This window comes from Shewanella sp. 4_MG-2023 (assembly GCF_030548015.1).
In the GTDB taxonomy this organism is placed as follows: domain Bacteria; phylum Pseudomonadota; class Gammaproteobacteria; order Enterobacterales; family Shewanellaceae; genus Shewanella.
Genome location: NZ_JAUORL010000031.1, coordinates 1 through 13,645, shown reverse-complemented (window position 1 = coordinate 13,645; position 13,645 = coordinate 1). Strand labels below are relative to the sequence as shown.

Sequence of the window (13,645 nt, the reverse complement as noted above, 5' to 3'; positions counted from 1 at the left end):
TTCATATTGATAACATTATCTTTAGGAAATTGATCTAGATCAAGTTTACACCTAGCTCACATATATCTTTTTTGACTTAGCTCAAGTATCATTGCATTGCCTCGTGATAGTTATAAAAAACATGAGGTAACACCTTGACAATAATTAAAAAAGCAACTCTAAAACAGATACTTTTTTAACCACCTGTCACCCTAAACAGGTAAAGATCTTTCTTTACTAATTTTAAAGTAAAAGTAATAAGCCGTGGAAGCATTATGATGAACCATTCCCAGCCTACAGGCGCTGATTACAATTACACCGTTGTTCGCCAATTTGCATTAACCACAGTATTGTGGGGAATCGTTGGTATGGCAGTTGGTGTATTGATTGCGGCCCAGTTAATCTGGCCACAACTAAACTTTGAAACTCCATGGTTAACGTATAGTCGTTTACGACCTTTACATACGAATGCCGTGATTTTCGCGTTTGGTACTTCAGCCCTTTTCGCAACATCCTACTATATCGTACAACGCACTTGTCAAACCAAACTGTTTGCACCTAAATTAGCTGCTTTCACGTTTTGGGGATGGCAAGCCATTATCCTCTCTGCTGCAATTACATTACCAATGGGTTTCACCTCTGGTAAAGAATATGCAGAACTTGAGTGGCCAATTGATATCGCCATTACCATTGTCTGGGTGAGTTATGCAATTGTGTTCTTTGGTACCATTATCAAACGAACAACATCGCATATTTACGTTGCAAACTGGTTCTTCGGTGCTTTCATCATTACGGTTGCAGTATTGCACATTGTTAACTCAATGGCGGTACCAGTAAGCTTATTCAAATCCTATTCAATGTATTCTGGCGCAGTAGATGCCATGGTGCAGTGGTGGTATGGCCATAACGCTGTTGGTTTCTTATTAACAGCAGGTTTCTTAGGTATGATGTACTATTTTGTACCTAAGCAAGCTGGTCGTCCGGTATATTCTTACCGTTTATCAATTGTTCACTTTTGGGCATTGATTGCGTTATATATCTGGGCAGGTCCGCATCATCTTCATTACACTGCTTTACCTGATTGGACACAAACATTGGGTATGGTGATGTCGCTAATTTTATTCGCACCTTCTTGGGGCGGTATGATTAACGGTATTATGACACTGTCTGGTGCTTGGCATAAACTGCGTACAGATCCAGTATTACGTTTCTTAGTTGTTTCATTATCTTTCTATGGTATGTCTACCTTCGAAGGACCAATGATGGCAATTAAAACCGTAAACGCACTGTCTCATTACACTGACTGGACTGTTGGTCACGTTCACTCTGGTGCGCTTGGTTGGGTTGCGATGGTTTCAATTGGTTCTTTATACCATTTAATTCCTGTGCTATTTGGCCATGGCCGTATGTACAGTACTAGCCTAGTTAACGTCCATTTCTGGTTAGCGACAATTGGTACAGTTTTATACATAGTATCAATGTGGATCTCTGGTGTGATGCAAGGTCTAATGTGGCGCGCAGTTAACTCTGACGGTACTTTGACTTATAGCTTTGTTGAAAGCTTAGAAGCATCTTATCCGTTCTACTTTGTTCGCTTTATTGGTGGTGTGTTCTTCTTAACGGGTATGTTTATCATGGCGTATAACGTGTTGCGTACCGTTAATGCCCCTAAAGACACCCTTCCAGCATTAGCTGAAGCCAAAGCATAAGGAGCAGAACGATGAAATTTAATCATGAAATAATCGAAAAAAACATCGGCCTGCTTGGTATTTTTACTGTAATCGCAATTAGTTTCGGTGGTCTAGTACAGATCACCCCTTTGCTTTTCCAAAAAGATACTACTGAACCAGTTGAAGGTTTAAAGCCGTACAATGCTTTGCAGATTGAAGGTCGTGATATTTATGTCCGTGAAGGTTGTTACAACTGTCACAGTCAAATGATCCGTCCTTTACGTGCCGAAACTGAACGTTACGGTCACTACTCTGTTGCTGGCGAATCAGTTTGGGACCACCCATTTCAGTGGGGGTCTAAACGTACTGGTCCTGACTTAGCCCGTGTTGGCGGTCGTTACAGTGATAAATGGCATGAAGTGCATTTAATCGACCCACGTAGTGTAGTGCCTCAATCTAATATGCCTGCTTACCCTTGGTTAGCAGATACCAAATTAGATGGAAAACTAACGGGCAATAAAATGCAAATCTTAAGTAATTTCCACCCGGATCATAATTTGTATACCGCGGAAGAAATTGCAGGTGCTGAAGCTGCTGTTAAAGGCAAAACTGAACTTGAAGCGTTAATTGCTTATCTTCAGTCTTTAGGTCATGCACTGAAATAAGGAGGCAGTTATGGATTATGGAACATTACAAGGCATTCTAACCATTATTGTTATGGTGGTATTTGCCGGTATTTTCTATTGGGCTTATAGCTCAAAAAGCAAAGCCAAATTTGATGAAGCTGCTAATCTGATTTTTTCTGAAGAAGAAATCGCGACACGCGCTAATAATTCAGGAGATAATAAGTAATGAGTATCTTTTGGAACGTTTGGATTATTTTTCCAACATTATTAGTTATCGCCGGTTGTTTTTTCCTGCTTAGAGCTTGCTCTAAGAACAACACAGGAATTGATGAAGGGGAATCAATGGGTCATAGCTTTGACGGCATTGAAGAACTCAATAACCCACTACCAAAGTGGTGGTCTTATATGTTCTACATCAGTATCGTGTTTGGTTTGATTTATCTAGCACTTTACCCCGGTCTTGGCAGCTATCAAGGGCTATTTGGTTGGACAAGTTCGAACCAAAGTGTTCGTTCAATCGAAGAGTCTAAAGCAGCGGTTGAGTTAGCTACTGCAGAGCAACGCCTTTCTCAGTACGATCGTGAAGTCGCAAGTGCTGACAAGCAATACGGCCCTATCTTTGCTGCTTATTTAGCTACGCCAATTGAAGAGCTAGTTAAAGACGAAGAGGCACTTAAAGTTGGTGGGCGTTTATTCCTACAAAACTGTGCTCAATGTCATGGTTCGGATGCTCGCGGTAGTGTTGGCTTCCCAGATTTAACCGATGGTAATTGGTTATATGGTGGCGATCCTGCAACTATTAAGACAACGCTGATGAATGGTCGTAACGGCATGATGCCTCCTAAAGGCGGATTACCCATCGAAGATAGTGAAATTCGTGGCTTAGCTGAATACGTGTTTAAACTATCAGGACGTGATCATGACGCTACGTTAGCAGCTCAAGGTCAAGGTTCATTCATGAAAGGCTGTTTTGCTTGTCATGGTATGGATGGCACTGGTAATAAGTTTATGGGCGCACCTAATTTAACTGATGATGCTTGGTTATATGGCGGAAGCCGTTTACAAGTTATGCAATCAATTGCAAATGGTCGTTCAGGTGTTATGCCAGCGTGGAAAGATATCCTAGGTGAAGAAAAAGTTCATGTAGTATCTGCATACGTTTATAGCTTATCAAACAAATAGTTACAGCTTGATAACAAAAAAGGCCTCGTTTAAACGAGGCCTTTTTTTTAAGTGATTATTAATGGTTTTCAGGTTAAAATAGATTAATAATAAAAGTTAATAATTAGGACCGTTTTATGTCTGCTCCTCTTCCCTGGTATAAGCACTTTTGGCCTTGGTTTATCGTTGTTCTTCTTTTTGTTGTTGTCCTTAAAAGCATGGTTGCGATGAGTATCGCCATTGATAATGCTGACTCCTTGGTTTCAGATGATTATTACAAAGAAGGCAAAGCCATCAATATGGATTTGCGTAAAATTAAGCAAGCTAAAAACTTAGGCATGCAATACTTAATTGAAGTTGACGATCACGAACTTAAAATATCTCAGCATGGCGGTCCTGCATACCAAGCCGTATTGAAAGTCAGTTTTATTCACCCAACCCTTGAAGAAAAAGATTTCAACATTAATGCCACTGCTGATGGCAACGGCACATATCGAATTGGTTTATCAGAAGCGATTTCTGGGCCATGGAATGTCCGACTTGAAGGCTTTGATGCAAGCTGGAGAATCCAGCAACGTATTGAAATTCATGATGATGTCAAATACTGGTTGAATTAATATATATAATGCAAAACTGCTATCACTGTAATGAACCTGTTTTAACTGGCAATGAATTCACCACTTTTATCGACAACCAAGATCAGCTTATGTGCTGTCCTGGTTGTCAGGCGGTTTCACAAGCTATTATTGATTCAGGTCTGGCGAGTTATTACCAATATCGAAGTGAACCGGGTAGCAAACAAACTGCCCTGGTCCCAGCTGAATTAGCGCAATACTCAGCTTATGATATCCCTGAAGTTCAACAAGACCTTACCCACAAAGTTGATGGTATCAATACCATTTCAGTTTCGATTGACGGTATAACCTGTGCGGCATGCGCATGGTTAATTGAACATAAGCTAAAACAATTAGCGGGTATTACTAACATAAGCGTAAATTCTACCACGCAGCGCGCTTTAGTTAGTTGGCATGAAGAGTCACTGAAACTCAGTGAAATTCTTGCGGCGATAAGCCGTATTGGCTACCAGGCTGCGCCTTATCAAGTGGATGAGCAAGAAAAGCAAAGTAAAACAGAAGGCCGAAAGTTTTTATTACGCTTAGGCTTAGCTGGTTTTGCTACCATGCAAGTGATGATGTTTGCATTGGCCTTGTACTCTGATTACTTCACCCTCCAAGATACTCAAATGCGCGATTACTTTCGCTGGGTCAGTATGACCTTGGCCGCGCCAGTGGTATTTTATTCTGCTCAGCCTTTTTATTTCAGCGCCATAAGAAGTTTACTTAGCGGTAAACTCAATATGGACTTATCGGTATCAATTGCAATCGCCGGAGCTTATATTGCCAGTTGTTTTGCAACGATTAATGGCAATGGAGAAGTGTATTTTGAATCTGTCTCCATGTTTACTTTCTTCCTATTACTTGGCCGCTATTTTGAACAAAAAGCCAAACAAACTGCATCCGTCAATTCAAGTAATCTTCATAAACTGGTGCCATTAACAGCTCATTTAAAACTTGATGGTGATATTTCAGAAATACCTGCCAAGCGATTAAAATTAGGCGATATTATCCTTGTTAGACCGGGCGATATCGTTGCCGCTGATGGGGATATTATTGAAGGGAAATCGGGTCTTAATGAATCAATGCTCACAGGTGAGCAAATGCCTCTCATTAAAACCATTAATGACAGTGTATTTGCTGGCACAATTAATATTGATCAAGCCCTGACGGTAAAAGTCACCGCTTTAGGACAAGATCAACTCGTCGCTGAAATTATTCGCTTGCAAGAAGTGGCTTCAAACACCAAACCTGCTATTGCGAAACTGGCTGATAGGTTAGCGCGTTATTTTTCAGGTACGATTTTAGCAATTGCGTCGTTAACCTATGTGGTGTGGTTACAAATTTCACCAGAAGATGCTTTTTGGGTGACATTATCGGTATTAGTGGCAACCTGTCCTTGTGCCCTAGCCCTTGCTACGCCAACTGCGATTACTTGCGCGACGGCTATTTTTACCAAACTGGGTATAATCACCCGAAAAGCTGGGGTATTTGAAAAACTGCCTCGTATCAACCATGTCGTATTCGATAAAACCGGTACCTTAACCTGCGGCACTATTTCACTTGAAAGTATTGTATTAACCGATAGCCAAAATGAACAAACCGTTTTAGCCTATGCCGCCGCATTAGAAACTGGCTCACTTCACCCAATTGCCAGTGCATTTAAAGCCCATGCTCACAGTGATATTTGTGCCACCGACATACAGCATCACGTTGGCTTAGGCATATCAGGTAACATTAATACTGATGTCGTTAAAATTGGTAATGCTGAATTTGTGGGAGTCGATGCCAATCAGTGTAACGGCAAACTGTTGTGGTTGTCTGTGAATGACATTATTACAGCCTGTTTTTCCCTAAAGGATGCTCTCAGGGTAGATAGTCTAGAAACCATAAAACAACTTCAACATCAAAATATCGATGTTAGTATTGCTAGTGGTGACTGTGCCAGCCATGTGAACGCTATCGCGCAGCAGCTTAATGTTAAAAATAGTTATGCAGGACTTAACCCTAAAGATAAACTAGATTTGATAAACAAATTACAACAAACACAAGATGTGGCAATGTTTGGAGATGGCATTAATGATGCTCCCGTTTTAGCCGGAGCCAATTTATCCGTCGCGATGGGAAGTGGCAGCGCTATCGCTAAAAATAGTGCTGATTTGATTTTACTTGGTGATCAACTATCTAAGTTTAATCAAGCAATTACAGTTTCAAAGTTAACAAATAAAATAATAAAACAAAACTTAATTTGGGCGTTTGCTTACAATGTCATTATTCTACCGCTAGCGGTTACCGGTCATGTAGTACCGTATATTGCAGCGATTGGAATGTCAGTTAGTTCGATTATTGTCGTATCTAACAGCTTACGCTTACTCAGGATAAAAATATGAGTATCATCTACGTACTAATTCCTATCGCAATGCTATTTGTTGCAATTGCTGTTGCCATCTTCTTTTGGGCAGTCAAAAGTGAACAATTCGACGATTTAGACCGTCAAAGTGTTTCTATTTTATTTGATGAAGATAAACCAAGTGAAACAGAATCAGAGAAAAAGAATTGATTGAATACAATGTATGGGGTGCTTTTTTAGTTGGATTAATGGGTGCGGCACATTGCTTTGGCATGTGTGGTGGTTTAGTTGGCGCATTTGCATCTAACTTACCTAATACAGCATCGAATCAGCTCGCCAATCAGTTAAGTTTTTTATTAAGCTACAATCTAGGCAGGATACTCAGTTATACCCTAGCAGGTGCATTAGCTGGAGCCAGTACCGCAGCCTTAGGTTATATGTTTGACCTTGATAACTATCTTATCGGCCTGCGTATTTTTGCTGGCATTATGATGATAGCCACAGGGCTTTACATCGCCCAGCTTTGGTTTGGTATTGTGCAAATCGAAAAAGTGGGCAAAATGTTATGGCGTTTTTTAAAGCCATTGGCTAACAAATTGTTACCCATTAAACATAAACATCAAGCCGTTATGGCTGGTATAATATGGGGTTGGTTACCATGCGGTTTAGTCTATAGCACCCTAACTTGGGCTGTTGCGGCTGGTAATGTCCTTGATGGCGCCTTAATCATGTTAGCTTTTGGTTTAGGTACATTGCCCGCGTTACTCAGTGCCGGTGTAGCGGCGAAAACGTTAGCTCAATGGGTACAAAAAAAGCAGGTCCGAATGATAAGTGGGATCTTGATTGTAGTATTTGGGCTACAAACTATATATATCGCCATCATGCAGCTAAACTAGCTGTAACTTTGTTATTAGTTTAACATGGCTAAGTAGTAATTAATTGAGAGTACATATGCCTATAGACCCAACTAAACAACTTCGAGCATCAACCGGAGGTTGTGCGATACATTGTCATGATTGCAGTATGGAATCATTATGTATCCCCTTCTCGCTTAATAACAACGAGTTAGATAGACTCGATGAGATTATTGAGCGTAAAAAGCCAGTGCAAAAAGGTGACCAAATATTTAAGTCTGGTGATCCTCTCAAGTCTTTATTTGCTATTCGATCTGGCACAATTAAAAGCTACACCATCACAGAGCAAGGCGATGAACAAATCACTGGCTTTCATTTAGCTGGTGACGTTATCGGCTTTGATGGAATTCATTCTCAAATTCATCAGAGTTTTGCCCAAGCATTAGAAACTGCAATGGTATGTGAAATACCGTTTGATACTTTAGATACCTTAGCGGGCAGTATGCCAAAACTTAGACAACAGATAATGCGTCTCATGAGTAATGAGATCATGAGCGATCAAGAAATGATTTTGTTGTTATCTAAAAAGAATGCCGAAGAACGCCTAGCCGCATTTATCAGCAATCTGGCTAACCGTTTTGGTAGCCGCGGTTTCTCACCTCATGAATTTAGATTAACCATGACCCGTGGTGATATTGGTAATTACCTTGGGCTAACAGTTGAAACAATTAGCCGCTTACTTGGCCGTTTTCAAAAGTCAGGCTTTATTGAAGTTAAAGGCAAATACATCACTATTGTTGATCATAAAGCACTGAGTCAGTTAGCGGGTAATTCGCGGATTGCAACCTAGGCCTAACAACTTTTCAAAGTTTGATCTCTCTCAAAGTATTTTATGGCAATAACAGTGATAGTTAATTAACAGAGTTTAACATTTTAGCTTGGAGGTTTTATGAAGGATTATAATAAGATACTCGTTGTCATAAACCCTATGACAGATCATCAACCTGCGTTAGCTAGAGCTGTTGAGCTAGCGAGTAAGTCCAACGCAACTATCACTGCATTTCTCACTATTTTTGACTTCTCCTACGAGATGACATCAATTTTATCCAGTAATGAGCGTGAAGCTATGCGTCAAGGCGTTATAGCTCAACGTGAAACCTGGTTAAATGAAGCCATCGAAAGTTATACTAAGACTGGAATGTCTATTGATGCGAAAGTAGTTTGGCACAATCGCCCATTTGAAAGTGTTATTAAATACGCTATCGATGAACAATTTGATTTGTTGGTCAAAAGCACCCACGAGCACGATAAACTCAAATCAATTATTTTCACCCCTACTGATTGGCATTTATTACGTAAAGCGCCTATTCCTGTTCTTATGGTTAAAGAACACGATTGGCCAGTAGCAGGTAATATTGTTTGCGCAATAAATGTAGCGTCTGAAGATGAAGATCATCAGACTCTTAATACCAAAGTTATTAAAAACGCCTTAAATTTAGCCGATAAGTTTTCAGCTAAAGTGCATTTAGTTAATGGCTATCCAGGTACCCCTGTCAATTTAGCCATAGAATTGCCAGAGTTTGATGCCGCAAGTTATAACGACACGGTCCGAATGCAGCATGAACAACGGATCCAATCTATCGCCCATAGCTTTGATATTCCATTAGAAAATTGCCATGTTGAAGAAGGTCTGCCTGAAGATATTATTCCTGAATTAGCCACAAAGTTAGACGCTGAGTTAGTTATTTTAGGTACAGTGGGTCGTACAGGTTTTTCTGCCGCACTAATTGGTAATACAGCAGAACATGTTATTGATAGCATTAACTGTGATCTACTCGCTATCAAGCCAGATGGGTATAAGTCACCTCTAGAAGAGTAAATCCTTTACCCTAAGGCAGAATGCTGGAATAATACGCGCCCTGAAACAAATGGTTACTGGGCGCTTTTTTATGTCGCAAATGCAACAACAAAACAAACTACAATTGGATCGTCAAAATAAGCTCGAAAAAAAGCTCCGCCATGAAGTTGGTCGTGCTATCGGCGATTATCAAATGATTGAAGAAGGTGACATTGTTATGTGTTGCCTTTCAGGCGGCAAAGACAGTTATGCCATGCTTGATATTTTATTAAATTTACAAAAACGTGCCCCGATTTCTTTTGAAGTTGTCGCGGTAAATTTAGATCAAAAGCAACCTGGGTTTCCAGAAGATATTCTACCTGCCTATTTAGATAGTTTAAAAGTGGCCTACCATATCTTAGAAAAAGACACCTACTCGATAGTCAAAGATAAGATCCCTGAAGGTAAAACCACTTGCTCTTTATGTTCTCGCCTTCGTAGAGGAACCCTATATGGTTTCGCACAGCGGATCGGCGCCACTAAAATTGCCTTAGGTCACCACCGTGATGACATCATTGAAACATTATTCTTAAATATGTTCTTTGGTGGCAAGATGAAAGCAATGCCACCAAAATTACTTTCGGATGATGGGGCTAACATGGTGATCCGTCCATTAGCTTACTGTAAAGAAAAAGACATCGCTGAATACGCAGAATTGAAACAGTTCCCGATTATTCCATGTAACCTTTGCGGATCACAAGAAAATTTAAAACGTGGTGCAGTTAAAGACATGCTAAAACAGTGGGATGTGGATTTCCCTGGTAGAATCGAATCCATCTTCACGGCGATGCAAAATACCTCGCCGTCACAAGGTGTTGATCGTAACCAATTTGATTTCTTATCACTTGAAAGAAATGCTGACGCACCTATGTCTGGCGCTGTGGCTGAATCAGAGCTACCTGCATTTGATTTTCTTGATATGAGTAACAACGGCCATATTAATCTTGATGCTGCAGCAAGAATTGATGTTGTGAGTACCTACAAGCCGTAATCACATAACGTTCGATTATACAGCACTTTAATAAGTGCTGTAGATATACAAAAGCCCTCTATTGAGGGCTTTTTCAATCTATCTAAAAAGTTTTACTCGACAAACGGGCTAATGACTGCAGGAGTAACAGAAAAAGAAATCTCATTTAATTCATTGAGTGTAAAGTTAGCCAATTGTAGCGGCTCACTAATAAGCTGCTGTTTATTATCAATGCTAACAGTTACCGGATAGTCAGTATCGTTAAAACTGAATGTAACACCAGATATTGGCTTTCTAAAATACTTCATTGGAAAACCTTGCTGGCCATCCAATAACGCATCCATATCATCTTTTATCGCAAGGATTTGCTGCTGATTATATGATTTAAGCTGTTGCTTCGCCCTCACCTGCATTGCTATGCCACATCCTGTGGGATCACCCTTCATGGTTAAGTTAATTAAACCGCGATCAGATTTTAACTGAGCATCATAAGGTAAAAAAAGCCGCTGCTGCTCATTAAAAGTTAATGGATATTGGTTTTTCTCAGTACTGATATCCCCGCTTAAAATAGTGCAAGCTTGAGTTTTAGGCACACTAAACACAATTTCAACTAACTGATAGTTGGCTTTGTTGACCTGCTTTAATCTTTCGTAAAAACCGGCATAAGGAATAGATACCGTATCGGCAATTGAAAAAAAGCTTACCGAGAAAGCCACTGTAGCCATTGCTAATCTTGTTGTTATTTTCATTAACTATAATCCAGCTAAATAATTTTTATTATGACGCATCATTAGAAGTAATTCGTCGATATATTCATGTTTACGTTCTGAGTAATGTAACAGGCCAAAGACCAATTCTTCTGCAGTGGGCTCAATATCTTGGGCTCTTAGATCCGCCCTGATTGAACGTAATAAATGGTAAGCCGAATTAGTATTCAAATTAAGCAGGTATGCAGCTATTGAGTCCTCTGGGGTATCAAACGATGCAACTTCATGATTAAGCCCTGGGGTTCTTGATTGCGGCACTAAACCACAGCCTTTAGAAAAGCACCATTGCCCAAAATAATTATTACCTTCTGTAGCGAAGCGAGAGCTGCCCCAACCAGTTTCATTGGCGGCTTGAATTAGTACCATTTTAACTGGCAAGGTATCGACGCGTTCAAGTAACGGTGTCAGAGTGATTAAATCAAACTTTTTTACTTGATATCGATATTTTTGAGTTAGCTTTTGCAATTTAAAAATATCAGCATCAGTAAGCGGTTGCCCATTACGAAGGTTATTGAGAATAACAATTAAAAATTTTCTTTCTGCACTAATAATTGCATTTTGATGTTTGACTGCAGGCGTCATGTAATCAAAAAACGTTTGTTTCTTAGTTGGGATATCTGAAATGCTCGAAAAATCTGGCACTTGATTTGAAAGCTGTGGGTTTTCTTTTATATCAGGAGTGGTTATCAAGATTTGTTCAATCGTTGGTACTAGCCAAGCTCTGATAAAAAACATAACAATGATGACCCCCGCTAAAGCAAGGGTAAACTTTCCAATTCTACCTGTTTTCAATTAAAAGCCTTTATGTAATTTTTTTAGTGATTATACCGAGATTTGCACGTAATAGAAGGTATGACTTAAAGCGATTAATCGCTATTTTAACAGACTGAAATATTTCAATAATAGAGATTAAAAATGGACTACCTTAAGCGCTTTTATATCAAGTTTAGATAACTGATTAAGTAAAAATAATGGGCCTTTAAGGCCCATTATCGTTAAAGCACCTGTGCAATCGCTTTACAAATCACAGGGATATTTTGTTTTGTCATTCCTGCAACGCTAATACGACCTGAGCCTACAATATAAACACCAAACTCTTCTTTTAAACGAGTTACTTGTTGCTTATTTAAACCAGAAAAACTAAACATACCGTTTTGACGTGATATAAAGCTAAAGTCTTGTGATACGCCTTCTTGCTTTAAGGTATCTACAAATAAGGTTCTCATTTCTGCGATACGTTGACGCATAGCACTAAGCTCTGATTCCCATTCTTTACGTAAGCCATCATCAGATAAAATGGTACTCACAATTAAGCCACCATGAGCTGGAGGGTTTGAGTAACTCGCACGGATAGTCTTTTTGATTTGGCTAAAACTTTTTTGTGCTACAACTTCTGTTTCAGCAACAACGGTTACTGCACCGATACGCTCATTATAAAGACCGAAGTTTTTTGAGAATGAGTTAGCGACTAATAATTCAGGCACTTTGGCAGCTACAGCACGTAACCCTTGTGCATCTTCTTCAATGCCGGCGCCGAAGCCTTGATAAGCAAAATCAAATAAAGGAACCAATTGCTTGTCGCTACATAGTTGACCGATGATTTGCCACTGCTCAATAGTCAAATCAATGCCTGTAGGGTTATGACAGCAGCCATGTAAAAGCACCATGTCACCAGCTTGCGCAGTATTTAGATCGGTGACCATAGCATCGAAATCCATGTCATGGGTTTCAGCTTTGTAATAACCGTATTCTTTTATCTCTAAACCAGCAGTTTGAAAAATATTTTGATGGTTTGCCCATGTCGGGTTACTCACCCATAAGATATTTGAGTCAGTGTTGTTTACTAAAAACTCAGCTGCAACTCGTAAAGAACCTGTTCCGCCAGGTGCTTGGGCGGTAAATGCTCTTTTGTCACGAATGATGGCACTGTCTTTACCAAATAATAAGCTTTGAACCACTTGGTTATAACGCTCCACACCTTCAATTCCAAGATAGTTCTTTGTTTTCTCAGTCTCTAATAAAATGGCTTCAGCTTTTTTTACCGATGTCAGTACAGGAGTTTGACCTGCTTCGTCTTTGTAGATCCCAACACCTAAGTTAACTTTGTCTGTACGAGTATCTTTTTTAAAGGCATCGGTTAAACCTAAGATAGGATCTGCTGGCGCTTGAGGGATTTGAGAAAATATCATTACATCTTTCCTACTATTGAAGTGAACAACTTTTTTTCTATTTATACCATTGTATGACTTTAGGAAGTAGTCACAAAAGACATTCTGGTAATAATTAGATCACAGTTTGAAGATTCATTAAAAATATTCCCATAAAACCAAATATTCTTGATAAAAAGAACTCTAACTTAGTTCATGGTTCAGTATTGTGTGTTTTTTATTTCAGATAGTCTTAATTGAGTACATCGAATAAAGAAAGACCAGCTAAAGTTTAACTGATGTTGTCTATTCAAAAACGACGAGGGATTATGAGTAATAAGTTTTATTTAAACTAATTTCAGATACAAAAAAGCCCCAACTAATGTTGAGGCTTTTTTGCACCATACTTACGTATGTAAGTTCTCATCATTGCTAAGCAAAGACTAAGAATAATGGTACCCGAGGCCAGACTTGAACTGGCACGCCTATTTAAAAACGACGAGGGATTATGAGTAATAAGTTTTATTTAAACAAATTTCAGATACAAAAAAGCCCCAACTAATGTTGAGGCTTTTTTGCACCATACTTACGTATGTAAGTTCTCATCATT

At 39.4% G+C, this 13,645-nt stretch carries 14 protein-coding genes; 11 read left to right on the top strand and 3 right to left on the bottom strand.

The features are described from left to right. The first annotated feature begins 254 nt into the window (after positions 1 to 254). The 11 genes from ccoN (at position 255) to ttcA (ending at position 10,142) form a co-directional block, all read left to right on the top strand. Positions 255 to 1,688, top strand: coding sequence for a cytochrome-c oxidase, cbb3-type subunit I (gene ccoN / locus Q4546_RS15440; RefSeq protein ID WP_102439468.1), 1,434 nt, complete (start codon positions 255 to 257; stop codon positions 1,686 to 1,688). Between the two features lie 11 nt (positions 1,689 to 1,699). Next, a complete protein-coding gene (gene ccoO, locus Q4546_RS15435) occupies positions 1,700 to 2,314 on the top strand; it encodes a cytochrome-c oxidase, cbb3-type subunit II (RefSeq protein ID WP_102439469.1) in 615 nt (204 codons plus the stop codon). Between the two features lie 10 nt (positions 2,315 to 2,324). Next, entirely contained in the window at positions 2,325 to 2,501 is a 177-nt protein-coding gene (locus Q4546_RS15430) for a cbb3-type cytochrome c oxidase subunit 3 (RefSeq protein WP_102439470.1), read from the top strand. After that, a complete protein-coding gene (gene ccoP, locus Q4546_RS15425) occupies positions 2,501 to 3,457 on the top strand; it encodes a cytochrome-c oxidase, cbb3-type subunit III (RefSeq protein ID WP_102439471.1) in 957 nt (318 codons plus the stop codon). Before Q4546_RS15430 ends, ccoP begins: the two co-directional genes overlap by 1 nt. A 116-nt stretch (positions 3,458 to 3,573) precedes the next feature. After that, positions 3,574 to 4,053 carry a FixH family protein gene (locus tag Q4546_RS15420; protein WP_303446550.1) on the top strand — a complete coding sequence of 160 codons (480 nt, stop codon included), beginning with the start codon at positions 3,574 to 3,576 and terminating at the stop codon, positions 4,051 to 4,053. 8 nt (positions 4,054 to 4,061) lie between these two features. Continuing rightward, positions 4,062 to 6,440, top strand: coding sequence for a heavy metal translocating P-type ATPase (locus tag Q4546_RS15415; protein ID WP_102520581.1), 2,379 nt, complete (start codon positions 4,062 to 4,064; stop codon positions 6,438 to 6,440). Then, a complete protein-coding gene (gene ccoS, locus Q4546_RS15410) occupies positions 6,437 to 6,610 on the top strand; it encodes a cbb3-type cytochrome oxidase assembly protein CcoS (protein ID WP_102435391.1) in 174 nt (57 codons plus the stop codon). The genes Q4546_RS15415 and ccoS overlap by 4 nt, the downstream gene beginning before the upstream one ends. Continuing rightward, entirely contained in the window at positions 6,607 to 7,296 is a 690-nt protein-coding gene (locus Q4546_RS15405; protein ID WP_303446549.1) for a sulfite exporter TauE/SafE family protein, read from the top strand. The genes ccoS and Q4546_RS15405 overlap by 4 nt, the downstream gene beginning before the upstream one ends. A gap of 55 nt (positions 7,297 to 7,351) precedes the next feature. Then, entirely contained in the window at positions 7,352 to 8,104 is a 753-nt protein-coding gene (gene etrA, locus Q4546_RS15400; protein ID WP_102435395.1) for an electron transport transcriptional regulator EtrA, read from the top strand. Between the two features lie 99 nt (positions 8,105 to 8,203). After that, complete coding sequence (gene uspE, locus Q4546_RS15395; RefSeq protein ID WP_102435397.1) at positions 8,204 to 9,133, top strand: universal stress protein UspE; 930 nt, start codon at positions 8,204 to 8,206, stop codon at positions 9,131 to 9,133. A 70-nt stretch (positions 9,134 to 9,203) separates the two neighbouring features. Further along, entirely contained in the window at positions 9,204 to 10,142 is a 939-nt protein-coding gene (gene ttcA, locus Q4546_RS15390) for a tRNA 2-thiocytidine(32) synthetase TtcA (RefSeq protein ID WP_198589347.1), read from the top strand. Between the two features lie 92 nt (positions 10,143 to 10,234). Here the strand turns inward: ttcA and Q4546_RS15385 are convergent, their stop codons facing one another. The 3 genes from Q4546_RS15385 to Q4546_RS15375 form a co-directional block, all read right to left on the bottom strand. Beyond that, positions 10,235 to 10,870: a DUF2987 domain-containing protein gene (locus Q4546_RS15385; RefSeq protein ID WP_303446548.1), complete on the bottom strand. Its 636-nt coding sequence runs from the start codon at positions 10,868 to 10,870 to the stop codon at positions 10,235 to 10,237. A gap of 3 nt (positions 10,871 to 10,873) precedes the next feature. After that, on the bottom strand, positions 10,874 to 11,680 hold the full coding sequence (locus Q4546_RS15380; protein ID WP_303446546.1) for a glucosaminidase domain-containing protein: 807 nt from the start codon (positions 11,678 to 11,680) through the stop codon (positions 10,874 to 10,876). A gap of 203 nt (positions 11,681 to 11,883) precedes the next feature. Beyond that, a complete protein-coding gene (locus Q4546_RS15375) occupies positions 11,884 to 13,077 on the bottom strand; it encodes an amino acid aminotransferase (RefSeq protein WP_102435403.1) in 1,194 nt (397 codons plus the stop codon). Positions 13,078 to 13,645: the final 568 nt, after the last annotated feature.

What these genes read in the sequence shown, in the direction of transcription:
- ccoN (WP_102439468.1), top strand. Translation starts at nt 255, where the DNA reads ATGATGAACCATTCCCAGCCTACAGGCGCTGATTACAATTACACCGTT.
- ccoO (WP_102439469.1), top strand. Translation starts at nt 1,700, where the DNA reads ATGAAATTTAATCATGAAATAATCGAAAAAAACATCGGCCTGCTTGGT.
- Q4546_RS15430 (WP_102439470.1), top strand. Translation starts at nt 2,325, where the DNA reads ATGGATTATGGAACATTACAAGGCATTCTAACCATTATTGTTATGGTG.
- ccoP (WP_102439471.1), top strand. Translation starts at nt 2,501, where the DNA reads ATGAGTATCTTTTGGAACGTTTGGATTATTTTTCCAACATTATTAGTT.
- Q4546_RS15420 (WP_303446550.1), top strand. Translation starts at nt 3,574, where the DNA reads ATGTCTGCTCCTCTTCCCTGGTATAAGCACTTTTGGCCTTGGTTTATC.
- Q4546_RS15415 (WP_102520581.1), top strand. Translation starts at nt 4,062, where the DNA reads ATGCAAAACTGCTATCACTGTAATGAACCTGTTTTAACTGGCAATGAA.
- ccoS (WP_102435391.1), top strand. Translation starts at nt 6,437, where the DNA reads ATGAGTATCATCTACGTACTAATTCCTATCGCAATGCTATTTGTTGCA.
- etrA (WP_102435395.1), top strand. Translation starts at nt 7,352, where the DNA reads ATGCCTATAGACCCAACTAAACAACTTCGAGCATCAACCGGAGGTTGT.
- uspE (WP_102435397.1), top strand. Translation starts at nt 8,204, where the DNA reads ATGAAGGATTATAATAAGATACTCGTTGTCATAAACCCTATGACAGAT.
- ttcA (WP_198589347.1), top strand. Translation starts at nt 9,204, where the DNA reads ATGTCGCAAATGCAACAACAAAACAAACTACAATTGGATCGTCAAAAT.
- Q4546_RS15385 (WP_303446548.1), bottom strand. Translation starts at nt 10,870, where the DNA reads ATGAAAATAACAACAAGATTAGCAATGGCTACAGTGGCTTTCTCGGTA.
- Q4546_RS15375 (WP_102435403.1), bottom strand. Translation starts at nt 13,077, where the DNA reads ATGATATTTTCTCAAATCCCTCAAGCGCCAGCAGATCCTATCTTAGGT.